We start from the raw sequence: 24,936 nt of genomic DNA on the forward strand, positions 1-24,936 counted from the left end.
CGGCTGACTCGCGGCGCGGCGGGGGCGGCGCCGTCGGCCGCGCCGTCGGCCGTGCCGTCGGCGCCGTCGGTGACCCAGTGGTGCTCGCGCTGGAAGGCGTAGGTGGGCAGGTCGAGCCGGCGGGCCCCCGTGCCCGCGAAGATCGAGTCCCACGTCAACTCGACCCCGGACACGGCCAGCCGGGACACCGCGGCCATGACGGTACGGGCCTCCGGCCTGCCCTTGCGCAGCACCGACCCCGCCCGCACCGCCGACCGGTCGGCGACGCTGTCGGCGACCAGGGCCGAGCACACGTCGTCCGGGCCGAACTCGACGACCGTGCGCACCCCCGCCGCCTCCAGGGCGCGCGCGGCGTCGCTGAAGCGGACGGTCGCGCGGACCTGCTCCACCCAGTACTCCGGGGACGCCAGCAGTTCGGCGGGGGCGACCTGCCCGGTCACCGTGGAGACCACCGTGATCCGCGGCGGGCGGAACTCCAGGCCGGACACGACATCGCGGAAGGCGTCGAGCATCGCGTCCATGCGGTGGGAGTGGAAGGCGTGGCTCACCGGGAGCCGCTTGGTCTTGTGCCCGGCCTGCCGCAGCCGCTCAGCCGCGTGCAGCACCGCGTCCTCGTCACCGGAGATCACGACCGCGTCCGGGCCGTTGACGGCGGCGAGCGCCACGGTGCCGGTCAGGTACTCGGCGACCTGCCGCTCCGTCGCCCCCACGGCCACCATCGCGCCGCCGCCGGGCAGCGCCTGCATCAGGCGCCCGCGTGCCGAGACGAGTGCGGCGGCGTCGGGCAGGGACAGCACGCCCGCGACGTGCGCGGCGGCGATCTCGCCGACGGAATGACCCATCACGAAGTCCGGTCGCAGGTCCCACGACTCGAACAGCCGGAACAGCGCCACCTCGACCGCGAACAGCGCGGGCTGGGTGTAGCCGGTCTGGTCCAGGTCCGCCCCGCTCTCGATCACCTCGCGCAGGGGACGGTCCAGATGCGGGTCGATGAGCGCCGCGACCTCGTCGAAAGACCGCGCGTAGACCGGGAACGCCGCGTGCAGCTCCATGCCCATGCCGGCCCGCTGGGCGCCCTGACCGGTGAACACGGCCGCCGTCGCGCCTCCCGACGTGACGCCGGTGACGAGCCCGGCGGAAGGGACGCCGGCCGCCAGCGCGTGCAGACCGGCGATCAGCTCCTCGCGGTCCGCGGCGACGACGGCGGCGCGGTGGGGGAACCGGGTGCGCGTGGTCAGGGCGGACCAGCCGACGGACGCGACGTCGGCGTCGCCCGCCTCGACGGCGGCCCTGAGCCGTTCGGCCTGCGCGCGGAGCGCCTGCGGGGTGCGGCCGGAGACGACCACCGGCAGCGGCGCCGCGACACCGGGACCGCCGGGACCGCCGGGCTCGGCGGGTTCGGCGGCCGGCGCCTCCGCGACGACGACGTGGCAGTTGGTGCCACCCATGCCGAAGGAACTGACCCCCGCGACGAGTCGGCGGTCCGGGTGCGGCCAGGGGGAGTGGCTCGTGACGACGGAGATGTTCAGCTCGTCGAAGGGGATGGCCGGGTTCGGCGTCTCGTGGTTGAGGCTCGCGGGCAGCTCCCGGTTGCTGATCGCCAGCACGGTCTTCACCAGGCCGGTGATGCCCGCCGCGGCCTCCAGGTGGCCGATGTTGGTCTTCACCGAGCCGACGACCAGCGGGTCGCCTGACTGCTTGAGCGTGCCGATCGACGCTCCCAGCGCGGTGGCCTCGATCGGGTCGCCCACCGGGGTGCCGGTCCCGTGCAGCTCGACGTACTGCACGTCGTCGGGGGACACGCCCGCTCTGCGGTGCGCCGCCCGCACCACCTGCTCCTGTGCGAGCGCGCTCGGCACCGTCAGACCGGAGGTCGCGCCGTCGTTGTTGACCGCGCTGCCCAGCAGCACGCCGTGCACCCGGTCGCCGTCGGCGATGGCCGTCCGCAGCGGCTTGAGCACGACCACGGCGGCCCCCTCGCCGCGCGCGTAGCCGTTGGCCTTGGCGTCGAAGGTGTGGCAGCGGCCGTCGGGGGACAGCCCGCCGAACCGCTCGGCGCCGAGCACGGTCTCGGCCAGGATGTTGAGGTTCACGCCTGCGGCCAGCGCCAGTGCGGAGTCCCCCGAGCGCAGGGACTCGCAGGCCAGGTGCACCGCGACCAGCGACGACGACTGGCTGGTGTCGACGGTCAGGCTCGCGCCGCGCAGACCGAGGGCGTAGGAGATCCGGTTGGCGATGACGCCGCGGTGCACGCCGGCGTTGGTGTGCTGGGTGATCGCGGGCGAGCCCTGGCGGTAGACCAGAGCGGCGTAGTCCTCGCGTGCGGTGCCGACGTAGACCGAGGTCGGGCTGCCCTCCAGGTCGGCGGCGACGATTCCGGCGTCCTCCAGCGCGGACCAGGCCAACTCCAGCAGCAGGCGCTGCTGCGGGTCCATGACCCGCGCTTCGCGTGGCGAGATCCCGAAGAAGGCGGCGTCGAAGTCGGCTATCGAGTCGAGGAAGCCGCCTCTGCGCACCGGGTCGCCCGCGTCGGCGGAAATCGGTTCCCAGCGATTCTCCGGCATGTCGGTCAGCGCGTCTCGCCCGGACCGCAGGAGGTCCCAGAACGCGGCGATGTCAGGCGCCCCTGGTAGCAGGCAGGACATTCCGACGACCGCGATCGCGTCGTCTTCTTGAGTGCCGTGGAATTGCTGACCACTCGTCATGGAAATCGGCTGCCCTTCGCTTGCCGGAAACCGGACGGGTTATCCCAACCCAAACCCGTATGACATTAGCCACGGCGGGCGGTTTACGACCCACTGCCGGTCTTCCGCCGGTAAGGGCATGATTGAACGTCGATTACCGGGTTTTCGTGAACACGATCCCGGAGTACGTCCGGTAAATCACCGACAGAGATTCTTCCTGCCGGCCGTAGCACCGGCTATTACCGGGGCTAGACCAGACATAGGCCGTGATTCACCGGGCGTTGGTTACCGTCGCCTCCGAGAACCTCACGTGGACAGGGGACGAAGAATGAATCCAGTGGCCGACAAGCCCGAGCTGGCCGAGCCGTACATGTTCGCCTGGCTGGCATCTCTGGGACTCGGTGTCGAATACACCAGGTCGAAGAAGGACTCCCTGTACTACCGCGACGCCGGTGGCGCCGAGATTGAGGTGCTCGACCTCGTCGGCGGTTATGGGTCGACCATTCTCGGGCACAACAACCCTCAGCTCATCGAGTACACGAAATCGCTGCTGGACGGCGACACCCCAATCCACGCGCAGTTTTCCCGGCATCCTTATGCGAACAATCTCGCCTGGACGCTGAACACCATCGCGCACCGCGAGTTCGGCACCGACGAGAACTACGCGGTGATCTTCGCCAACAGCGGGGCCGAGGCCAACGAGGTCGCCATCAAGCACGCCGAGATGGACCGCGTGTACAAGATCGGTGAGGCGCTCGCCGAGGTCGAAGCCCACATCGAGGCCGCCGTCGCGGCGGCGGCCTCCGGCGCGACCGTGGCCGCGTCCCCCCCGCGCGGGTCGGACATCGACGAGGTCGTCGCCGCCCTGCGCGCCGCCAACGCCGAGCGCGCCGCCACGCCGCCGGTCTACCTGGCCCCCGTGGGCTCCTTCCACGGCAAGCTCGCGGGCAGCATCCAGCTCACCCACAACGTCGCCTACCGCACACCGTTCATCGCCATGGCCGCGCCGTGCCGGTTCGTGCCCCTCGACCGGCCCGACGTCATCTCGGACACGATCGCCGCCGAGAGCCGGACCCTGCTCGACCTCGCCGTCGACGGCGACGTCATCCGGGTCGTCGAGCGTCCGCTGCCGGTGATCAGCGCGTTCGTGCTGGAGCCCATCCAGGGTGAGGCCGGCATCCGCATCCTGGACGTCGACGCCCTCGCCCGCGTGCGTGAGCTGCTCGACGCCGCCGACATCCCGGTCATCGTGGACGAGGTGCAGAGCGGTATGGGTCGCTCCGGCGCGTTCTTCGCCGCGTCACATCTGGGACTGCGCGGCGACTACATCACCCTGGCGAAGAGCCTGGGCGGGGGTATCGCCAAGGCGGCGGTCACGCTGATCCGGTCGTCGCGCTACCGCAGCGACTTCGAGCTGGTGCACACCTCGACGTTCGCCAAGGACAGCCTCTCCACCCTCATCGCCCTGCGCGCCGTGGAGCTGCTGGAAGCCGACGGCGGCGCGGCGTACCGGCAGGCGGCCGAGCGGGGCGACAAGCTGCTCGCCATGCTGGGCGCGCTGCGCGAGGAGTTCGGCGACGTCGTCAAGGACGTCCGGGGCAAGGGGCTGATGATGGGCCTGGAGTTCCACGACCTGTCCGATTCGGCCTCCGAAATCCTCGCAGAGCAGGCCAGGGGCGGTCTGATCGGCTACATGTTCTCCGGCTACCTCCTGCGCGAGCACAACATGCGGGTCTTCCCCACCGCCAGTGCCACCAGCACCCTGCGCTTCGAACCGTCCATCTTCATCACCGACGAGGAGATCGCCCGCACGGAGAGGGGCCTGCGCGCCCTGATCACCCTGATCCGGGCCGAGGACGGCAAGACCCTGCTCGGCTGAGGCCTGCTCGTCACCGGCCGGGGAGCTCGGCGGCGGCGGCGCGGTCGAGGAGGAACAGGGTCCTCTCGACGCCCCGCGCGCCCGCCGCCGGAGCCGACAGCGGGTCACCAGTCAGCCCGAGGCGCACCGCCGCGGCCTTCTCGGCGCCGGAGGCGATCACCCACACCTCCCGGGCGGCCCGGATCGCCGGGAAGGTCAGCGAGACGCGCGTGGGCGGCGGCTTGGGGGAGTCGTGGACGGCCACGGCCGTCCGGTCGGACACGTGGAGGGCGGGGTGACCCGGGAACAGCGACGCCACGTGGGAGTCGGGCCCCATGCCCAGCATCAGCACGTCGAACTCCGGCGCCGACCCCAGGTTCGCGGCGTACCGCTCCGCCGCCTCCTCCGGCGTCAGGCCGGAGTCGGAGGCCGCCATCGGATGGACCCGCTTGGGGTCGAGGTCGACGGCGTCCAGGAGCGCCTCGCGGGCCTGCTTCTCGTTGCGGTCGGGGGAATCGGCCGGGACGAACCGCTCGTCGCCCCACCAGACGTCCACGGAGCGCCAGTCGACCGCCTCGCGGGCCGGGGAGGCGGCGACGGCGGCCAGTGTGGCGATGCCGATCGTCCCGCCGGTCAGGACCACCGACGCCGAACCTCGCGCCGCCTGGACGTCGGCCAGCCGGGTGATCAACCGGGCCGCCACGGCCTCGGCCAGCACGCCCGGGTCCCGGTGCACCACGACGGTGGGTTCTGCGCTCACGACGTACCTCCGTAAATGAGAAACCGCCCGTCTCCAGGGAGACGGGCGGTTGACGATCTTAACTCCCGGCGAGGTGCTTCAGCGCGCCCGCGTAGATCTCGTCGGGGTCGAGCCGCCGCAGCTCCTCCGACAGCAGCTCCGAGTCGGTGCGCCGCGCCAGGGCGACGTTCCGGTCGGGCTGGCCCGGCCGCGACAGGGTCGCCAGCCGCGCGTCGCCGCGGGTCAGGGTGAGCTCGCCGCCCTTGGCCAGCGACAGCCGCACGGCGGTGAGGCCCGGCCCGTTCGACTCGGCGACGGCGACCTCGGTGCCGAGGCGGTCGGACAGCCAGGACGCCAGCAGGTAGGCGCTGGGGTGTCCGGCCGTGGCCTCCACCACGCCGCCCGTCACCGGGCCGAGCGGCTGGTCGAAGGCGGCCGCCAGGAGCGAGCGCCACGACGTGAGCCGGGTCCAGGACAGGTCGGTGTCGCCGGGGACGTAGCCGTGCCACCGCGACGCGATGACCTTGGCGCTGTCGTTGGCGGTGCGGGCGTCGACGATCCGCCGGGTGGCCAGGTGGCCGATCGGGTCCTTGGCCGGGACGGACGGGCCGTCGGCCGGCCACCAGACCACCACCGGGGTGTCGGTCAGCAGCAGCGGGCTGAGCACCGACTCGGCGTGCTGGGTCAGCTCGCCGTAGAGGCGCAGGATGACGACCTCGCCGGGCGACGACTCGCCGACGCGCAGTTCCGCGTCGAGCCGGTCGGGCTCCCGGGGGTCGCGCCGGATCACCACGAGGATCCGCGACGGGTGCTCCCGCGCGGCGTCGGTGGCGGCCCGGACGGAGTCGTACTGGCCGGCCTCGTCGGAGACCACCACCAGCGTGAGCACCATCCCGACCGCGGGGGCGCCCATCTGGTGGCGGAGCTTGGTCAGCGCGGAGCTGATCTTCGACGCGGTGGTCGCGGTCAGGTTGAAGCTGGTCACAGCCGCCTCCAGACACGTCCGTCACGGGCGAGCATCTCGTCGGCGCCCGCGGGACCCCAGGTCCCGGCCGGGTAGCCCTCGGGACGGCCGTGGGTGGCCCAGTACTCCTCGATCGGGTCGAGGATCTGCCAGGACAGCTCCACCTCCCGCTGGTGCGGGAACAGCGGCGGGTCGCCGATCAGCACGTCGAGCAGCAGCCGCTCGTAGGCCTCGGGGCTGCTCTCCATGAACGACTCGCCGTAGGCGAAGTCCATGGACACGTCGCGGACCTCCATGGCCGTGCCGGGCACCTTCGACCCGAACCGCACCGTGATGCCCTCGTCGGGCTGGACGCGGATGACCAGGGCGTTCTGGCCGAGGATCTCGGTGTCGTCCTTGCTGAACGGCAGGTGCGGCGCCCGCTGGAACACCACGGCGACCTCGGTCACCCGGCGGCCCAGGCGCTTGCCCGCGCGCAGGTAGAACGGCACCCCGGCCCAGCGGCGGTTGGCCACTTCGAGCTTGATCGCGGCGTAGGTGTCGGTCAGCGAGTCGGACGGGATGCCGTCCTCCTCCAGGTAGCCGATGACCTTGTCACCGCCCTGCCAGCCCGCGGTGTACTGACCCCGGATGGCGCCGGTGGACAGGTCGTCGGGCAGCCGGACCGCCTTGAGGACCTTCTCCTTCTCGCGGCGCAGCGAGTTGGCGTCGAAGGACGTGGGGTCCTCCATCGCGACCAGCGCCAGGAGCTGGAGCAGGTGGTTCTGGATGACGTCGCGGGCCGCGCCGATGCCGTCGTAGTAGCCCGCCCGCGAACCGATGCCGATGTCCTCGGCCATCGTGATCTGCACGTGGTCGACGAAGCTGCGGTTCCAGATGGGCTCGTAGAGGTTGTTGGCGAAGCGCAGCGCCAGGATGTTCTGGACCGTCTCCTTGCCCAGGTAGTGGTCGATCCGGAAGACCGAGCTCTCCGGGAAGACCGCGCTGGTGATGCGGTTGAGGTCCTGGGCGCTCTCCAGGTCGTGGCCGAACGGCTTCTCGATCACCACGCGCCGCCACGAACCGTCGGGGTGCTGCGCCAGGCCGGTGCGCTTGAGCTGCTCGACGACCGTCGGGAAGAACTTCGGCGGGACCGAGAGGTAGAAGGCGTAGTTGCCGCCCGTGCCCCGGGTCTCGTCGATCTCCTTCAGCATCATCGCCAGGCAGTCGAACGCGCCGTCGTCGTGGAACTCGCCGGGGCAGAAGTGGATGCCCTCGGAGATCTGCTTCCAGACCTCCTCCCGGAACGGGGTCCGGGCGTGCTCCTTGACGGCCTCGTAGGTGACGTTGGCGAAGTCCTCGTGGGCCCAGTCACGCCGGGCGAAGCCGACCAGCGAGAAGCCGGGCGGCAGCAGGCCGCGGTTGCCCAGGTCGTAGATGGCCGGCAGCAGCTTGCGCTTGGCCAGGTCGCCCGTGACGCCGAACAGCACCAGGACGCACGGGCCGGCCACCCGGGGCAGCCGCTTGTCCCGGGGGTCGCGCAGCGGGTTCTCGGCGATGGTCTGGTCGGTGACCGCGACCTCGGCCACGGCGGCGGTGGAGACCTGGGTCTCGTCCGCGAGAGTGGCGGGCTCGTTTTCAGACATCATTCGGCGCCCTCCTGTGCGACGGCTCCGTTTTGATCTCATGCATCCGGTCAGAGCTCCTCGGCGACCGAGAGCAGATGGGCGACGCCCGCCCGCCGGTCGGTCAGGTGGAGGCGCACGGTCGGGCGGCCCCGCGACTGGAGCGCCCCGAGGTCGCCCAGCGCCTGCGCGAGCTGGAGCTCGGCCAGGCCGTAGGGCCTGCCGGGGACCTCCACATCGACATTATTGACGCCGGTGATCTGCAGGAACACCCCTACCTGCGGACCGCCCTTGTGGTACTGCCCGGTCGAGTGGAGGAACCGGGGGCCCCACCCGAAGGTGACGGCGTGGTCGGTGCGGTAGTCGAGCAGGTTGCGCAGCGTCGCGACGTCGGCCCGCGCCCACGCCTCGGTCGTCTGCTCGAAGTCGGCGCCGCCGAGCACGGCGGCGTCGAAGGCCGCCTCCCGGTCGAGGTAGGCCATGATCGCGAGGTAGCCGTTGTCAGGGATCTCCCGCAGCACCCAGGTCAGCACGTCGGCGAGATTGTCACAGTTCTCACCGATGTCGCCGTAGACCTCGACCGGCCCGTCGACCAGCGCCGGGTAGGCCACATGCGGCTCGGCCGCCAGGATCTTGGCGGTGTTCTCCTTCGACTCGGCCACGTTGGGCTGGTTGAAGGGGTCGATCTCCAGCGCGCGGCCGGCGATCGCGGTGGCGTACTCCCAGAGCAGGAACTGCGCGCCCAGCGGACCGTCGACGTGGACGTCGCCCTCCGGGCCGATGTCCACCGCGAACTGGTCGTGGCCCTCGGCCGACTCGGCGCCGACGACGGGCAGGATGCCCTTGCCCGACTTGCCGGTCGACTCGGCGATGAGCTGCTCGATCCAGTCGGGCAGCCCGGTGATGTCGGACAGCGCGTCGCGCAGGATCAGCTTGTCACGGCCGGCCAGGGCCTGGGCGCCCAGAAGCGCGCCCAGGTCGAGACCGGGATTGCCCTCGTCGAGGGCCAGCGACGGAGCGAGCTCGGCGGCGTCGTCGAGCAGCTTCACGACGTCGGCGCCGGCCAGCGCGCTCGGCACCAGGCCGAACGCGCTGAGCGCGCTGTAACGCCCGCCGACGTTGGGGTCGGCCAGGAAGACCTGGTAACCCAGCTCCGCGGCGGTCTTCTCCAGAGGTGAACCCGGGTCGGTCACGACGACGATCCGGTCGGCCGGGTCGATCCCGGCGTCGCGGAAGGCCTTCTCGTAGATCCGGCGGTGGCTGTCGGTCTCGACGGTGCCGCCGCTCTTGGACGCGACCACCACGACCGTGTTCTCCAGCCGGTCGCCCAGGGCGCGCAGCACCTGGCCGGGGTCGGTGGTGTCGAGCACGGTCAGCGGCACGTCCTCGGTCGCGCAGATGACCTCGGGCGCCAGCGACGAGCCGCCCATTCCGGCCAGCACGACGTGGTCGAGCCCCTCGGCCCGCACCTTCTCCACCAGCTTGGTCAGCTCGGGAAGCAGCTCCCGGCTGGTGGTGGGCAGGGTCAGCCAGCCCAGGCGGATGGCCGCCTCGGTCTGCGCCTCCGGCCCCCAGAGGGTCGAGTCGCCCGCCGCGAGAGCGGCCGGCACTCCCTCTGCGACCAGCTTGTCCTTGACGGCCGCCGCGGCCTCAGCCGCGTGACCCAGGGTCACCTCTACCGTCATGAGTTATCGGGCCTTCCCCAGCTCGGTGGTGACGGTCTCCAGCAGTTCTTTCCACGAGACGGCGAACTTGTCGACGCCCTCCTCCTCCAGCACCTTCACGACGTCGTCGTAGTCGATGCCGACGTTCTTCAGGGCGGCCATGGCGTTCCAGGCGGCCTCGTAGAACGGGCGGATCGTGTCGCCCGAGATGCGCCCGTGGTCGGCCACGGCGTTCAGCGTCTTCTCCGGCATCGTGTTGACGGTGCCGGCGGTGACGAGCTCGTCGACGTAGAGGGTGTCGGGGTAGTCGGGGCTCTTGGTGCCCGTGGAGGCCCACAGCGGGCGCTGGGGACGCGCCCCGGCCGCGCGCAGCTCCTGCCAGCGCGGGGTGTTGACGATCTCCTCGAAGGCGGCGTAGGCCAGGCGGGCGTTGGCCACGGCGGCCTTGCCCTTGAGCTCCAGCGCCTCGGGAGTGCCGATCTTGTCGAGCCGGGCGTCGATCTCGCTGTCGACGCGGCTGACGAAGAACGAGGCGACCGACTCGATCTGGGACAGGTCGAGGCCCTTGGCCTTGGCCTGCTCCAGGCCGTCGAGCCAGGCGTCCATGACCGCGCGGTAGCGCTCCAGGGAGAAGATCAGCGTGACGTTGACGCTGATGCCCTCGGCGATGGCCGCGGTGATCGCGGGCAGGCCCTCCAGGGTCGCCGGGATCTTGATGAACAGGTTGGGCCGGTCGATGAGCCACCACAGGGCGCGGGCCTCGGCGATGGTCGCCTCGGTCTCGCGGGCCAGGCGGGGGTCGACCTCGATGGAGACCCGGCCGTCGACGCCGGAGGTGGCGTCGTAGACCGGGCGCAGCACGTCGGCGGCCCAGCGGATGTCGAACGTGGTGATCGCGCGGACGGCCTCGTCGACCGAGACCTTGCGGACCGCCAGGTCGTGGAGCTGGGTGTCGTAGGCGTCGCCCTTGCTCAGCGCCGAGGCGAAGATCGTGGGGTTGGAGGTGACCCCGGTGACGTTCTTGTCGCGGATCAGGTCGCCCAGGTTGCCCGTGCGCAGGCGCTCGCGGCTGATGTCGTCGAGCCAGATCGACACGCCGAATCCGGTCAGCTTGGAGAGGTTCTCACTCATAGTCAGTTTCCCGTCGTCTCGCCCTTGTCGGCGCCGGTCTTGGCGAGCGAGGCCTTCGCCGCCGCGGCCACGCGCTCCGCAGTGAGGCCGAACTGCTCGTAGAGGGTCTTGTAGGGGGCGGATGCCCCGAAGTGCTCCAGGCTCACCACGACGCCATCGTCCCCTACGAACTCCCGCCAGCCCAGCGCGATTCCCGCCTCCACGGCGACCCTCGCGTGAACATTCGGGGGCAGGACCTCCTGCCGGTAGGCGGCGTCCTGAGCGTGGAACCACTCGACGCACGGCATCGAGACGACGCGCGTCGGGAAGCCCTGCTCCTCCAGCAGCGCGCGGGCGCCGAGGGCGATCTCCACCTCGCTGCCGGTGCCGATGATGACCACCTGCGGCTGGCCGTTGGAGGCGTCCTCCAGGACGTAACCGCCCTTGGCGACCTTGGCGGCGTCGCCGGTGCCGGCGTAGACGGGCAGGTTCTGCCGGGTCAGCGCCAGGGCGGCCGGGCGGTCGTTGTGCTCCAGGATGACGCGCCAGGCGGCGGCGGTCTCGTTGGCGTCGGCGGGGCGGACCACGTCGAGGCCGGGGATGGCGCGCAGCGACCACAGGTGCTCGACCGGCTGGTGGGTCGGGCCGTCTTCGCCGAGGCCGATGGAGTCGTGCGTCCAGACGTAGGTGACCGGCAGCTTCATCAGCGCGGCCAGGCGGACCGCCGGGCGCATGTAGTCGCTGAAGACCAGGAAGGTGCCGCCGTAGGGGCGGGTGCCGCCGTGCAGCGCGATGCCGTTGAGGATCGCGCCCATGCCGTGTTCGCGGATGCCGAAGTGGAGGGTGCGGCCGTAGGGCCCGCCGGGGAACTCCTTGGTCTGGAACTCCTCGGGGATGAACGACGGCTCGCCCTTCATCGTGGTGTTGTTCGACTCGGCCAGGTCGGCCGAGCCGCCCCACAGCTCGGGCAGCACCGGCGCCAGGGCGCTCAGCACCTCGCCGGAGGCCTTGCGGGTGGCCACGGAGCCGCCGGCCTCGAAGGTCGGCAGCGCCTCGGTCCAGCCGGTGGGCAGCTCGCGCACGCTCAGCCGGTCGAGCAGGGCGGCCCGCTCGGGGTTGGCGGCGCGCCAGTCCTGGTAGCCCTTCTCCCACTCGGCGTGGGCGGCCCGGCCGCGCTCGGCGACCTGGCGGGTGTGGGCCAGCACGGCCTCGGGCACCGCGAAGTGCTCGGAGGGGTCCATGCCCAGGACCTTCTTGGTGGCGGCGACCTCGTCGGCGCCCAGCGCCGAGCCGTGGATCTTGCCGGTGTTCTGCTTGTTGGGGGCCGGCCAGCCGATGATCGTGCGCAGCCGGATGAACGAGGGGCGGTCGGTCTCCGCGCGGGCGGCCTCCAGGGCGGCGTGGAGGGCGGCGACGTCCTCCACGTATTCGCCGGTGGCGGTCCAGTCGACGGTCTGGGTGTGCCAGCCGTAGGCCTCGTAGCGGGCGACGACGTCCTCGGAGAGGGCGATCTGGGTGTCGTCCTCGATGGAGATGTGGTTGGAGTCGAAGACCACGGTCAGGTTGCCCAGGCGCTGGTGGGCGGCCAGGGCGCTGGCCTCGTGGCTGATGCCCTCCTCGATGTCGCCCTCGGAGGCCACGCACCAGATGTGGTGGTCGAAGGGCGAGGTGCCGGGGGCGGCGTCGGGGTCGTAGAGGCCGCGCTCGCGGCGGGCCGCCATGGCCATGCCGACGGCGTTGCCGATGCCCTGGCCGAGCGGGCCGGTGGTGGTCTCGACGCCGAGCGTGTGGCCGTGTTCGGGGTGGGCGGGGGTCAGGCTGTCCCACTGGCGCAGGCCCCGGATGTCTTCCAGGCTCAGGCCGTAACCGGACATGAAAAGCTGGATATAAAGTGTGAGGCTGGAATGCCCACAGGACAGTACAAATCGGTCACGGCCCACCCAGTGGGAATCGGTTGGGTCGTGCCGCATCGTCTTCTGGAACAGCAGGTAGGCGGCGGGAGCCAGGCTCATCGCCGTTCCGGGGTGTCCCGAGCCCGCCTTCTCGACAGCGTCCATCGCCAGGGCGCGCACCACGTCGACGGCCTGTCGATCGAGGTCGCTCCACTCAAGACCCGCACTGCTCACTCGCTCGATCCCCTCTTGTTTCTTACTCACGCGGTTCAGGCGTTCCCGCCCACACGGGACCCTAACGGGTGGGCGTGCGTACCGTCTGGTAGCCCACCCCCCTAACGATCAGGAGGTGGGTGAGCAGCCCCGATTCAGGGACCACGGCCTCGTCCCACTACAGTGATTTCCCTAGTTCCGGCCACTGCCCGGAGATCCCGCTCTAATCCCGAGGTTACGCGTTGACCCCGCACGTGCTGGAAGCGCCTTGACGGTGCTCATGAAGAACGAAGCGATGGCCCCCGCCGCGGTTCGCCGCGGCGCAGGCGAGGTCATCCGTGCCTACATAGCGCTGACCAAGCCGCGGATCATCGAGCTGCTCCTGATCACCACGCTGCCGGTCATGTTCCTCGCCGCCAAGGGCCTTCCCGACCTGTGGCTGGCGATCAACACCATGGTGTTCGGCACCCTGTCGGCGGGCAGCGCCAACGCGCTGAACTGCTACATCGACCGCGACATCGACGAGGTGATGCGCCGCACCCGGCGCCGCCCGCTGGCCCGCCACACGGTGTCCCCCCGGGGCGCGCTCACCTTTGGCGTGATTTTGGGCGCGGCTTCCACGCTGGGGCTCGGCCTGACCGTCAACTGGCTGGCCGCCGCCCTCTCCTTGGGGGCGATCCTCTTCTACGTCCTCTTCTACTCGATGTTCCTGAAGCGGCGCACGTCGCAGAACATCGTCTGGGGCGGGATCGCCGGCTGCATGCCCGTGCTCATCGGCTGGGCCGGCATCACCGGCGGCATGGCCTGGGCCCCGGTCGTGCTGTTCGGCGTGGTGTTCTTCTGGACGCCGCCGCACACCTGGACCCTCGCGATGCGCTACCGCGACGACTACGCCGCCGCGAAGGTGCCCATGCTGCCGACGGTGGCCACCGAGGCCGTCGTCGTGAAGCAGGTCATCTGGTACACGTGGGCGACCGTGGCGTGCTCGCTGCTGCTGTGGCCGGTGGCCGGGACCTCGCTGTTCTACCCCGCCGTCGCGGCCGTGCTGGGCGCCGCGTGCATCTTCGAGGTGTACGCCCTGCGGCACCGCCTGCGGGCCGGCAAGACCGGCGTCGACCTGCGGCCGATGCGGTTCTTCCACTGGTCGAACATCTACCTGGCGCTGCTGTTCCTGGCCGTGGCGATCGACTCCCTGATCGCCTGACCGATCGCCTGAGCGGACAGAGGGTCGAGGTTCGGTTACGCTCGCGGAATGGCGAGCCTGGATCCGCGGTCGGTGCTGAGGGGGCGCCCGTCCTTCGGGCTCATCATCGGGCTCGTGCTGGCGGGCATCTGCGCGACGGTGTCGTTCTCCTTCGACATCCTCAACGGCGATCCCGTCCAGTTCTTCATCGCCCTGGCGGCGGCGATCGCCCCCGTGCCGCTGCTGCTGGCGGGCGTGCTGGCGCTCGACCGCATGGAGCCCGAGCCGCGCGGCAACCTGGTCTTCGCCTTCATGTGGGGCGCCGGGATCGCGGTGCTGTTCGCCGGCCTGCTCAACTCGCTCAACCTGATCTATGTGGAAAACGCGCTGGGCGACCCCGAGGGCGCCCGCAACTACGTCGCCACCTTCGGCGCCCCGCTCGTCGAGGAGTCGATGAAGGGGCTCGTCCTGGTGGGGTTCCTGCGCTTCCGGCGGCAGGAGCTCGACGGGCCGACCGACGGCATCATCTACGCCAGCATGGTCGGCCTCGGCTTCGCGATGTCCGAGAACGTCAGCTACTACCTGGCGGCCCTGACGGAGAACGGCCCCGAGGGCCTGGCCGCCACGGTGGTCCTGCGCGGGGTGCTCTCGCCCTTCGCCCACCCGCTGTTCACCTCGCTGATCGGGATCGCGGTGGCCTACGCCGCCCAGCCGCAGAACCGGGGCGCGCGCGGCGTGTGGATGGTGGTCTTCGGCTGGATCGGCGCGATGATCCTCCACGGCCTGTGGAACGGCTTCGCGTCGTTCTCCGGCTTCAACGGGCTGATCGTGGCCTACCTGATCCTGATGGCGCTGCTCTTCCTGGAGCTGTGGGTCATCGTGCGCGACCGCAAGCGGGTGGTCGGCATGATCCAGCACTACCTGCCGCCCTACGAGCGAACCGGCCTGATCACGGCCGCCGACATCGTCATGCTCTCCTCGCTCAAGCACCGGCGCGAGGCCCGCAAGTGGGCCCGCACCCACGGCGGGCGGCCCGGTCAGCGGGCGATGAGCGACTACCAGCTCGCGGCGACCGAGCTCGGGCTGCTCCACGAGCGGGCGGTGCGCGGCGGGGTCTCGGAGGACGACTTCCTGAAGACCCAGCGGTCGCTGGCCGACCTGATGGCCTACTCGCGGGGCATGTTCCCGGTCCCGGAGCCCCGGGTGGCCGTCCCGCCGCCCTGGCATTACTGAGAGTTCCCTGTGAGACCTTGTGAAATATGACATTTGATCATTAGGAATAGGGCACGCACCACCGACACGGAGGTTCCCTGTTGCGTGCCCCCATCGCCCTCCTGAGCGTCGCCGTCGCGACCACGCTCCTCGTCCCGACGGGTTCGGCCTCCGCCGAGCCGGCCCCGCCGCCCGGGGTGACCACCCGCGACTTCGGCAACGGTCCCGAGCGAAACGATGAGGCGGCCGGCCTGTCCGAGCAGACCGCCGGCACCTTACGAGCCCTGACCGCCGAGACCCCGGCCGCCGCCGCCGAGCGGCTGAAGCAGTACCCCTTCTTCCGCGACTTCCGGGACAAGGAGCGCGGCTACCCCCGCCAGACCCGCCTTCCCGTCCCGGCGGAGAACCCGGCCGACGCCTCCGTCAAGCTCGGCCTGACCCCCTACCACGCCATCGCGGGCAAGCTGAACGCCCTGCAGGCCCGCAGCGACCGCGTCAGCGTCGAGATCATCGCCAAGACCCACCAGGGCCGCGACCTCTACCTGGTGACGGTCACCGCGCCCGAGAGCAAGCAGCAGACGCGCGAGCAGGACCGGATCCGCGACCGCATCGAGAACGACGCGGCCAAGGCCGCCAAGGACCGGAAGCTGCCCGGGAAGTACAAGGCGCCGGTGTTCGTCAACAACAACATCCACGGCAACGAGTGGGAGGGCACCGACGCCGCCCTGCGCGTGATCGAGGAGCTGGCCACCAGCGGCGACAAGAAGATCGCCGACCTGCTGAACCGCACCCGGCTCTACTTCAACGTCACCGCCAACCCCGACGGCCGGTTCGTCAACACCCGCGCCAACGGCGCCGGCTTCGACATGAACCGCGACTTCATCACCGCCTCGCAGCCCGAGGTCCAGGCGATGCGCCAGGTCATGATCGACACCCAGCCGGTCGCCATGATCGACCTGCACGGCTACGTCAACGGCACCCTCATCGAGCCGACGACCCCGCCGCACGGCGCCAACTACGAGTACGACCTGTTCATCAAGAACACCTACGCCAACGGCCTCGGCATGGAGCAGGCCGTGCTCGGCCTCGGCTACACGCCCGAGAAGGACGGCGTGAACCCGCCGACCATCCCGTTCCGCGACGACGCCGAGGGCTGGGACGACTGGCCCCCGATCTTCACCCCGCAGTACGCCCCCTTCCAGGGCGCGGTGGCCTCCCACACCATCGAGTTCCCGATGCGGGTCAACAACGCCGACTACGCCAATCTCCCGGTGGAGGAGCTCCAGCGGCGCTCCAGGATCAACACCGACATCGCGGCGGCGGTGATGCGGTCGACGTACACCTTCGTGCAGGACCGCCACGACCAGCTGATCGCCGACCAGATCGAGATGTTCCGCCGGGGCGCCGCCGGTGAGCAGTCCAAGGTCGTGCCGATCGGCATCGTGCCGGGCTTCGGCCCCGAGGACGTCTACAACACCACCTACCCGCGCGCCTACGTGATCCCGGCGGGCGACCACCAGCGCTCGGCGACCGCCGCCGCGCGCCTGGTCGACCACCTGATCGCCAACGACGTGCGGGTGGAGCAGGCCAGGCGGTCGTTCGCCGCCGGCGGGAAGGTCTACCCCGAGGGCTCCTACATCGTCGACATGCACCAGCCCAAGCGCGGCATCGCCAACGTGATGCTGGAGCCGGGCGCCGACATCACCCCGCGCGTCGACTCCATGTACGACATCTCCGGCTGGAGCCTGGCCCACCTGTGGGGCGCGACCGTCGAGACGATCGGTTCCCTGCGGGCCGACTCCAGGCCCGTCGACCGGGCCGGCCTCGACGGCTCCGTGCCGGGGACGAACCGCCCGCTGTCCCTGCGGATCACCGACGGCCGGGAGATCCAGGCCGTGAACGAGCTGCTCGGCCAGGGCGTGCAGGTCACCTGGGCCGACAACGGCACCGCCGTGATCCCCGCCTCGGCCCGCCGCGCCGCCGAGGGCGTCGCCCGCAAGTACGACGTCGACTTCGGCGTCGCGGACAAGGCCACGGGCATCAAGCTCGGCCAGGTCCGGATCGCCGCCGCCGTCTCGGCCGACGAGCTGTTCACCCTGCGTGAGCTGGGCTTCCAGGTCACGCCGGTGTCGACGGCCGTGCTGAACGCCGGGTTCGACTGGAGCGCGACCGACGTGCTCTTCGTCTCCAGCGGCCTCAACCACGGCCAGCTCACCGCCGAGGCGAAGGCCGCGCTGGACGCCTACCTGGCCACGGGCGGCGTGGTCACCCGGGGCAGCACCGGCTCGGCCTTCAACACCGCCGCCGGGCTGCTCACGCTGACCCCGGTCGCCGGGCGCGGCGACGCCAACGGCGTGGTGAAGGTCACCTCGCCCGGTGGCGCGGTCGGCGGCGACGCCCCCGCCCACTCGTTCGTCTACTCGCCCCGCTGGTTCACCGGCCTCGGCCCGGAGGTCCGCGTCGAGCAGGCGTACGCGGCCGACGGCCCGCTGGTCAGCGGCCACTGGCGGGCCAACGCCAACGGCACCGGCGGCCAGGACGCCGCCCGTGGCCAGGCGGCCGTGGTGAGCGGCCGGGACGAACGCGGCGCGGCCGTGGTCATGTTCGGCACCGAGCCGATGTTCCGCAACCACCCCAAGGGCCTGTTCGCCCAGGTGGCCAAGGCGCTCTACTGGTCGTCCTCAGCTGCCGACGTGAAGTGACCCGCTGAACCGAACACGGCCCCTGGCGCTCCGGCCGGGGGCCGTGTTTCAATTCCGGCGGGCCCGAACCCACGTGACGACTGTCGATCCGTCGCGCCTGGAGGGCCCCCGTTGAAGAGAAACTCCCTCACCGCCCTTGCCGCCCTCGCCCTCGTCGCGGGGGCCGCCCTGGTCGTCTGGCGGATCACGGGGGTGAGCGCCGCCGAGCCGGTCCACTTCCACCCCTCGCCCTCACCTGCCGTCGAGGCCGCCAAGTGCACCGCCGAAGTGAAGCTGATCACCACCTGGCCTGGGGGTTTCCAGGGTGAGGCCAAGATCACCAACACCGGGACGGCTCCGATCAACGACTGGTACGTCCAGTGGAACGTCCCGCTGGAGGCGAAGATCAACCAGTCGTGGAACGGCACGTGGATGCAGAGCGGGCCCTCCGTGATGATCCACGCCGAGAAGTGGAACAAGGTGCTCAAGCCCGGTGCGACCGAGGTGGCCGGGTTCAAGGGCGCCGCCAAAGAGGCCCCCACCATCGCCGACATCTACTGCGGCTGATTCCAGGGCTGAAACGTTCAGGGATATCCCCAGGTCAGCGCCCTGGGCCGGGCAGTCCGCTCGACGGCCCGGCCGGGCCGCTGTCATCGTCCGGATCGTCACGCAGGTCATCGGGCCCCCTGTCTCCGGGTGGGCCGTCTTTCCGGAGGGCGTACGACGCATGCCCCCGAACGAGAGGACCGCAACGTGACCCGACCCCTGATCGCCGTGGTGGCCGCCTTGGCGGCACTCGTGGCGATGGTCGTCGCATCGCCGTCGGCGCAGGCCCACGGCGCCACCACCAATCCGGCCAGCCGCACCTACGCCTGCTACGTCGACGGACTGAGCGGCGGCCAGATCATCCCGAAGAACCCCGCCTGCGCCGCCGCCGTCGCCCAGGGCGGCACCCAGCCCCTGTACGACTGGTACGGCGTGCTGCGCTCCGACGGCGCGGGCCGCACCCGCGGCTACATCCCCGACGGGCAGATCTGCTCCGGCGGCAACACCAAGTACGCCGCGTATGACCAGCCCCGCACCGACTGGCCCTCGACCAACCTGACCTCGGGCGCCAGGTACAACTTCGTCTACGGCGCCTGGGTGCCCCACCCCGGCGCCTTCCGCCTCTACGTCACCAAGCAGGGCTACGACCCGAGCCAGCCGCTGACCTGGTCGATGATGGAGGACCAGCCCTTCTTCACCGCCGACCCCCAGCCCGCGCTCGACAACGGCGCCTACCGCTGGACCGCCACCCTCCCGGTCCGCACCGGCCGGCACATCATCTACGCCGTCTGGACCCGCAGCGACAGCGCCGAGACCTTCTACAGCTGCTCCGACGTGGTCTTCGGCGGCACCGCCAGCCCCACGCCCAGCCCGTCGTTCCCCGGGTGCGAGCCCGGCGCGCCCACCCCGGCGCCGTCGTGCCCGCCGGTCAGCCCCAGCCCCAGCCCGTCGTTCCCGGGCGGATGTGAGCCGGGGGCGGCCACCCCGGCGCCGTCGTGCCCGCCGGTCAGCCCCAGCCCGACGCCCAATCCCTCGGGCCAGTGCACCGTGACGACCGGCATCGCGAGCTCCTGGAACAGCGGCTTCCAGGGCAGCGTGATCATCCGTAACACCGGCTCGACCCCGATCTCCTCGTGGACGGCCACCGCGACCGTCGCCTTCGGCACCACGGTCACCTCGGCCTGGAACGCCGCTTACACGCAGAGTTCGACGACGCTGACGTTCCGGCCGCTGGCATGGAACACCACGATCCCGCCGGGCGGCACGATCACGATCGGCTTCCTGTCCAATTTCAGCGGCAGCGGCACCCCGACCGTCACGCCCGGCACCTGCCGTTAGGCACGGGAAGCCCGCCACGGCAGGGCGTGGCGGGCTTCCGCGGTCACGAGGTCACCGGCACCATAACCGGCCGCCCCTCTCGTCGGCCAACCCGGGCGGCGTCCGCCCAGGTGGGTCATGAACGTTTCGCCAGAGCGGTGTCGAGCGAGGTCTCGTAGGGCCCGAGGAATTCGGGGTCTGACCTGAGCACGACCGCGTCGAGGAAGCCCTTGCCGGTCGCGAGGAACTCGCGGGCGGCGTAGGTGTAGGTCGTCAGGGCGTATTTCCGCCGGGAGTCGTCGCCGACGCCGAAGGTGGTCAGCCCGGCCTCCCGGCAGAGCGTCACCGCGCGGGCCAGGTGGAAGGTCTGGGTGACCACGGTCACCTGGGAGGCGCCGAAGATCCTCCTCGCCCGCACACACGAGTCCCAGGTGTCCAGGCCCGCGTAGTCGAGCACCAGCGCCTCGGCGGGGACGCCCCTGGCCAGCAGGTAGTCGCGCATGACCGTGGGCTCGTCGTAGTCCTTGACGTGGTTGGTGCCCGACAGCAGCAGCGCCCGCACCTTCCCGGCCCGGTAGAGGGCCAGGCCGATCTCCAGGCGGTCGCGCAGCATGGCCGAGGGCCAGTCGCCGTTCACCCCCGCCCCCAGCACCAGCGCGACCGGCGCCGGCGGCACCTCCAGGGTCCAGCGGGGATCGTTCGTGTCGATCCGGTGGCCCTCACTGGAGAGCCACGCCCAGGTCATGGGCGCCACCGCGAGCAGACTGGCCGCGACGGCGCCGAGGAACACGGCACGTTTCACGCAGGGTCAGACGCGGGCGGCCGTGCCCGAGTTCACGATCTTGGAGAACTCGTCGCGCTCCCGCAGCTTGTGGACCACCCGCAGGGTGGCGATCCACACGAGGGCCGCTCCCAGCACGTGGAACCCGACCAGCAGCGCCGGGACGGCGAGGAAGTACTGGACGTACCCGATGACCCCCTGGGCGATCTCCACGCCGAACAGGATCAGCGCCGCCCGCTTGGCCTGCTCGGGCGCCTTCGTCAGATAGAGGGCGAACAGCAGCGCGAACGTCAGGCCGACCACTATCCAGACGATGTCGGCGTGGATCCGGGCCACGATCTCGATGTCGAAGTCGAACCGGCTGGCCCGCTCGTCGCCGGAGTGGGGGCCGGTGCCCGTCGTGACGACGCCCGCCACCAGCAGCACCAGCATCGCCCCGGTCAGGACCCTGCTCAGCGTGACGATCCACGGATGAACGACGGGGACCACCGGCCCGTCGCCCTCGGTCGACCGCGCGAACAGCATGTACGCCGCCGCGATCATCCCGACCGAGACCAGGAAGTGGACGCTGACCGTGACCGGGTTGAGCGCCGACCGCACGACCAGCCCGCCCCACACGGCCTGGAAGACCACCCCGAGCGGCTGGACCAGCGCCAGCGGGACCAGCGACCGCCGCCCCGACCTCCACACCGCCACGAAGACCGCGACGGCGACCGCCAGCACCATGAGGCTGAACATGCGGTTGCCGAACTCGATCGCGGTGTTGATCGGCGAGTGGTCCGGATGGGCGACCGGGACGAAGCTGTCGGCGGTGCACCGGGGCCAGGTCGGGCAGCCGAGCCCCGATCCGGTGAGCCGCACGGCGGCACCGGTGACGGTGATGCCCGCGTTGGCCACGACCGCCGCCAGCGCCCAGGCTCGCAGGTTCCGGGTGGTGGGAGTCCAGACGGAGGAGAGGAGACGCTTCACGGCGTCAATGCTAGGTGCGGTGGGGGGTGGTCCCTCTTGCGGCCCGATATGTCATGTGACATGGTACAAACCGTGGACGTTCTCGTGGTCGGAGCCGGGATCGTGGGCGCGTCGTGCGCCTATTTCCTGACCCGCGCCGGTGTGCGGGTAACGGTAGTCGATCGCGGGGGAGTTGCGTCGGGCACGACCGGCGCGGGCGAGGGCAACATCCTGGTGTCGGACAAGGAACCGGGGCCTGAACTGGACCTCGCGCTCAGGTCCAACGCGCTCTGGCGGGACCTGGACGAGCAGTGCGGCGGGTTCGAGTGGGAACCCAAGGGCGGCCTCGTCGTGGCCGAGACCCCGGAGGTCCTCGACGCCCTCACGGCCTTCGCCGGCGGCCAGCGGGCCGGCGGCGTCGCCGCCGCCCGGGTGGCCCCGGGGGACCTGCGCGACTTCGAGCCGCACCTCGCCGACGGCCTCGCCGGGGGAGTCCACTACCCGCAGGACGCGCAGGTGCAGCCCATGCTGGCCGCCGCCCGCCTGCTCAGGGCCTCCGGCGCCCGGCTGGTCCGGACCGCCGTGGAGCGTTTTCTCGTCACCGGCGACCGGGTGACCGGGGTCCGCACCGGCGAGGGCGACCTGCGCGCCGACGCGGTCGTCAACGCCGCGGGGACGTGGGCCGGCGGCTTCGCCCAGGCGCCTCTCCCGATCCGGCCGCGCAAGGGGTTCATCCTGGTCACCCAGCCGTTCGCCGACCCGCCGGTCAGGCACAAGGTCTACACCGCCGCCTACGTCACCAACGTCGCCAGCGACGCCGAGGGGCTGGAGACGTCGGGCGTCATCGAGTCGACCCGGGCCGGGACCGTCCTCATCGGGGCCTCCCGCCAGCGGGTCGGCCACGACACCTCGATCGACTACCGGGTCCTCGCCAAGCTGGCCCGGCAGGCGATCGGGCTGTTCCCCGTCCTGGCGGACCGGCAGGTCATCCGCGCCTACGCGGGGCTGCGGCCCTACTCGCCCGACCACCTGCCGGTCATCGGGCCCGACCACCGCCTGGAGAACCTCTTCCACGCCTGCGGGCACGAGGGCGCCGGCATCGGGCTGGCCCCGGCCACCGCCGAGATGATCACCGCGCAGATCACCGGTGCGGGCCCTTCGGTCGAGCCGTCACCGTTCGCCCCGGGGAGGTTCCCGTGATCGAGTTCCGCTTCCAGGACCGGGTGATCACCGCCGAGGAGGGCCAGTCGATCGGCGCGGCCCTGCACGCCGCCGGGATCCGGTCGTGGCGGACCACCCGGTTCGGCGACCGGCCGCGCGGCCTGTTCTGCGCCATCGGCGCCTGCTTCGACTGCCTGCTCACCGTCAACGGCCGCCCCGACCAGCGGGCCTGCCAGACCGTGGCGCGCCCGGGTGACGAGGTGACCGCATGATCTACGACCTCGCCGTCGTCGGGGCCGGGCCCGCGGGCCTGACCGCCGCACGCGTCGCCGCCCGGCGCGGGCTCAGCGTCGCCCTCCTCGACGCCTACGCCAAGACCGGCGGCCAGTTCCTCCGAGGGGCCGCGCAACCCCGGCTGACCGGTGTCGACGTGAGGCTGGGCCGGCGTGTGTGGGCGGTGGAGAAGTCCCAGGAGAGGTTCGAGATCCACGCCTCCGAGACCACCACCGCCACGACCCTGCTGGTCGCGACCGGCGCCCACGACCGGGTGATCCCGTTCCCCGGGTGGGACCTCCCGGGCGTCCTGACCGCCGGAGGGGCCCAGGCGCTGGTCAAGGGCGAGCGAGTGAAGCCCGGCGAGGAGGTCGTCGTGGCGGGGACCGGGCCGTTCCTCCTGCCGGTGGCGGTGACGCTGCTCGACGCGGGGGTCCGGGTCAAGGAGGTCCTGGAGGCGAACCGGCCCTCGCCCCGGATGGCCGCCGCGCTGGCCCGGGTCCCGTCGAAGGCCGCCGAGGCGCTGGGCTACGCGAGACGGCTGGCGGAGGCGCGGGTGCCGTACCGGACCGGGCACGCCGTCGTCGCCGCCCACGGCGAGGACTCCGTCGAGGGCGTCACCGTCGCGAAGCTCACCAGGGACTGGAAGCCCTACGCCTGGCGCACCGTCGACTGCGACACCCTCGCCGTCGGCTACGGCTTCACCCCGCAGGCCGACCTGCTCGTCCAGCTCGGCTGCCGGACCGAGGGCGACCACGTCACCGTGGACGACCACCAGCGGACCTCCGTCGACGGGGTGCTCGCCGCCGGGGAGGTCACCGGGGTCGCGGGCGCCGCCGCCGCGGTGGTCGAGGGCGCGCTGGCCGTGCACGCCCTGATCGGCGCACCGCCGCCGCGCCTGCTCGCCGAGAGGGCGCGCCTGCGCCGTTTCGCGCGGGCCCTCGAACTCTCCTATCCGGTACGGGACGGCTGGCAGCACTGGCTCACCCCCGGCACCCTCGTCTGCCGCTGCGAAGAGGTCACCGTGAGCGCCCTGGAAGAGGCCCGCGACCTCGGCGCCGACGACCCCCGCACGGTCAAGCTGCTGGCCCGCCCCGGGATGGGCTGGTGCCAGGGCCGCATGTGCGGCCACGCCGTCGCCCGGCTGACCGGGCACGACCCGGCCCCCCAGAAGAGACCGTTCGCCCAGCCGATCACCCTCGCAGACCTGACCCTGCACGATCGAGAGGACAGCACATGATCCGACCCTGGCACGGCATCATGGTGGCCACCGCGCTCCCCTTCACCGGTGACCTGACCGTCGACCACGACGCCTACGCCGCGCACTGCCGCCGGCTCGTCGACGAGGGCTGCGACGGCGTGGTGCCCAACGGCTCCCTGGGCGAATACCAGACCCTCACGCCCGACGAACGCGCCCGCGTGGTCCGGACCGCCGTCGAGGCCGTCGGCGGCGACCGGGTGATGCCCGGCGTGGCCGCCTACGGCTCCCGCGAGGCGCTGACCTGGGCCGAACAGGCCCGCGACGCCGGCTGCGCCAGCGTGATGCTGCTGCCGCCCAACGCCTACCGGGCCGGCGAGGACGCCGTGCTGGAGCACTATCGGACCGTCTCCAAGGCCGGCCTGCCGATCGTCGCCTACAACAACCCGATCGACACCAAGGTCGACCTGACCCCCGCGCTGCTGGCCAAGCTGTTCGGCGAGGGCCTGATCGTGGCGGTCAAGGAGTTCAGCGGCGACGTGCGCCGCGCCTACGAGATCCAGGAGGTCGCCCCCGGCCTGGACGTCCTCGTCGGGTCGGACGACGTGGTCGTGGAACTGCTCACCGCCGGGGCCAAGGGCTGGGTCGCCGGGTTCCCCAACTCGGTCACCCGCCAGTGCGTCGAGCTCTACCGCGCCGCCGAGGCCGGCGACCTGCGCACGGCGGTGCCGCTCTACCGCGATCTGCACCCCCTGCTCCGGTGGGACGCGCGGGTAGAGTTCGTCCAGGCGATCAAGCTGTCGATGGACGTGGCCGGGCTGAATGGCGGCGCCTGCCGGCCGCCCCGCCTGCCCCTCCCTCCGGCCACGGCGGCCGGGATCCGCGCCGCGACAGAGAAGGTCATGTGA

General features: G+C 71.4%; 19 protein-coding genes. 10 read left to right on the forward strand and 9 right to left on the reverse strand.

The window, feature by feature from the left end:
* The coding region (locus AW270_RS08175) for a type I polyketide synthase (RefSeq protein ID WP_157521770.1) at nucleotides 1–2,705 on the reverse strand (2,705 nt) is incomplete at its 3' end.
* A 307-nt stretch (nucleotides 2,706–3,012) separates the two neighbouring features.
* Between AW270_RS08175 and AW270_RS08180 the strand changes: the two genes are divergently transcribed.
* Nucleotides 3,013–4,563: an aspartate aminotransferase family protein gene (locus AW270_RS08180; protein ID WP_061292449.1), complete on the forward strand. Its 1,551-nt coding sequence runs from the start codon at nucleotides 3,013–3,015 to the stop codon at nucleotides 4,561–4,563.
* Nucleotides 4,564–4,573: 10 nt separating this feature from the next.
* Here AW270_RS08180 and pgl read toward each other — a convergent pair whose 3' ends face one another.
* The 6 genes from pgl to tkt are packed head-to-tail and all read right to left on the reverse strand — an operon-like array spanning nucleotide 4,574 to nucleotide 12,749.
* A complete protein-coding gene (gene pgl, locus AW270_RS08185; RefSeq protein WP_061292450.1) occupies nucleotides 4,574–5,302 on the reverse strand; it encodes a 6-phosphogluconolactonase in 729 nt (242 codons plus the stop codon).
* 58 nt (nucleotides 5,303–5,360) lie between these two features.
* The gene (locus tag AW270_RS08190) at nucleotides 5,361–6,266 is read right to left on the reverse strand and encodes a glucose-6-phosphate dehydrogenase assembly protein OpcA (protein ID WP_061292452.1); all 906 of its coding nucleotides are present in this window, start codon (nucleotides 6,264–6,266) and stop codon (nucleotides 5,361–5,363) included.
* Complete coding sequence (gene zwf / locus AW270_RS08195) at nucleotides 6,263–7,870, reverse strand: glucose-6-phosphate dehydrogenase (protein ID WP_082801451.1); 1,608 nt, start codon at nucleotides 7,868–7,870, stop codon at nucleotides 6,263–6,265. The genes AW270_RS08190 and zwf overlap by 4 nt, the downstream gene beginning before the upstream one ends.
* A 50-nt stretch (nucleotides 7,871–7,920) precedes the next feature.
* Nucleotides 7,921–9,534, reverse strand: a complete 1,614-nt coding sequence (locus AW270_RS08200; protein ID WP_061292455.1) for a phosphoglucose isomerase-related protein — start codon at nucleotides 9,532–9,534, stop codon at nucleotides 7,921–7,923.
* A gap of 3 nt (nucleotides 9,535–9,537) precedes the next feature.
* Nucleotides 9,538–10,644, reverse strand: a complete 1,107-nt coding sequence (gene tal / locus AW270_RS08205; protein ID WP_061292457.1) for a transaldolase — start codon at nucleotides 10,642–10,644, stop codon at nucleotides 9,538–9,540.
* A 2-nt stretch (nucleotides 10,645–10,646) separates the two neighbouring features.
* Nucleotides 10,647–12,749 (reverse strand): transketolase, encoded by a 2,103-nt coding sequence (gene tkt, locus AW270_RS08210; protein WP_061292459.1) that lies wholly within the window; start codon nucleotides 12,747–12,749, stop codon nucleotides 10,647–10,649.
* Nucleotides 12,750–13,008: 259 nt separating this feature from the next.
* On the opposite strand from tkt, the gene AW270_RS08215 reads away from it, so the two are divergent.
* The 5 genes from AW270_RS08215 to AW270_RS41745 all read left to right on the forward strand — a co-directional run bounded on the left by AW270_RS08215 (nucleotide 13,009) and on the right by AW270_RS41745 (nucleotide 19,688).
* Complete coding sequence (locus AW270_RS08215; RefSeq protein ID WP_061293455.1) at nucleotides 13,009–13,932, forward strand: heme o synthase; 924 nt, start codon at nucleotides 13,009–13,011, stop codon at nucleotides 13,930–13,932.
* Nucleotides 13,933–13,980: 48 nt separating this feature from the next.
* Nucleotides 13,981–15,144 carry a PrsW family intramembrane metalloprotease gene (locus AW270_RS08220; RefSeq protein ID WP_061292461.1) on the forward strand — a complete coding sequence of 388 codons (1,164 nt, stop codon included), beginning with the start codon at nucleotides 13,981–13,983 and terminating at the stop codon, nucleotides 15,142–15,144.
* A gap of 80 nt (nucleotides 15,145–15,224) precedes the next feature.
* Entirely contained in the window at nucleotides 15,225–17,825 is a 2,601-nt protein-coding gene (locus tag AW270_RS08225) for a M14 family zinc carboxypeptidase (protein ID WP_061292463.1), read from the forward strand.
* Between the two features lie 111 nt (nucleotides 17,826–17,936).
* Entirely contained in the window at nucleotides 17,937–18,371 is a 435-nt protein-coding gene (locus tag AW270_RS08230) for a cellulose binding domain-containing protein (RefSeq protein ID WP_061292464.1), read from the forward strand.
* A gap of 186 nt (nucleotides 18,372–18,557) precedes the next feature.
* Nucleotides 18,558–19,688, forward strand: a complete 1,131-nt coding sequence (locus AW270_RS41745; protein ID WP_275477749.1) for a lytic polysaccharide monooxygenase — start codon at nucleotides 18,558–18,560, stop codon at nucleotides 19,686–19,688.
* A 115-nt stretch (nucleotides 19,689–19,803) separates the two neighbouring features.
* Here the strand turns inward: AW270_RS41745 and AW270_RS08240 are convergent, their stop codons facing one another.
* Together AW270_RS08240 and AW270_RS08245 are read right to left on the reverse strand one after the other, a co-directional pair.
* The gene (locus tag AW270_RS08240) at nucleotides 19,804–20,469 is read right to left on the reverse strand and encodes a SanA/YdcF family protein (protein WP_061292466.1); all 666 of its coding nucleotides are present in this window, start codon (nucleotides 20,467–20,469) and stop codon (nucleotides 19,804–19,806) included.
* Nucleotides 20,470–20,475: 6 nt separating this feature from the next.
* Nucleotides 20,476–21,417, reverse strand: a complete 942-nt coding sequence (locus AW270_RS08245) for a COX15/CtaA family protein (protein WP_245674620.1) — start codon at nucleotides 21,415–21,417, stop codon at nucleotides 20,476–20,478.
* Between the two features lie 72 nt (nucleotides 21,418–21,489).
* Between AW270_RS08245 and AW270_RS08250 the strand changes: the two genes are divergently transcribed.
* The 4 genes from AW270_RS08250 to AW270_RS08265 are packed head-to-tail and all read left to right on the forward strand — an operon-like array spanning nucleotide 21,490 to nucleotide 24,936.
* Entirely contained in the window at nucleotides 21,490–22,596 is a 1,107-nt protein-coding gene (locus AW270_RS08250; RefSeq protein WP_245674621.1) for an NAD(P)/FAD-dependent oxidoreductase, read from the forward strand.
* The gene (locus AW270_RS08255) at nucleotides 22,593–22,829 is read left to right on the forward strand and encodes a (2Fe-2S)-binding protein (RefSeq protein ID WP_061292472.1); all 237 of its coding nucleotides are present in this window, start codon (nucleotides 22,593–22,595) and stop codon (nucleotides 22,827–22,829) included. The genes AW270_RS08250 and AW270_RS08255 overlap by 4 nt, the downstream gene beginning before the upstream one ends.
* Entirely contained in the window at nucleotides 22,826–24,070 is a 1,245-nt protein-coding gene (locus AW270_RS41750; RefSeq protein ID WP_061292475.1) for an NAD(P)/FAD-dependent oxidoreductase, read from the forward strand. The genes AW270_RS08255 and AW270_RS41750 overlap by 4 nt, the downstream gene beginning before the upstream one ends.
* Nucleotides 24,067–24,936 (forward strand): dihydrodipicolinate synthase family protein, encoded by an 870-nt coding sequence (locus AW270_RS08265; protein WP_061292477.1) that lies wholly within the window; start codon nucleotides 24,067–24,069, stop codon nucleotides 24,934–24,936. Before AW270_RS41750 ends, AW270_RS08265 begins: the two co-directional genes overlap by 4 nt.

The sequence above is a fragment of the Herbidospora cretacea genome, assembly GCF_001570605.1.
Taxonomy (GTDB): Bacteria; Actinomycetota; Actinomycetes; order Streptosporangiales; family Streptosporangiaceae; genus Herbidospora; species Herbidospora cretacea.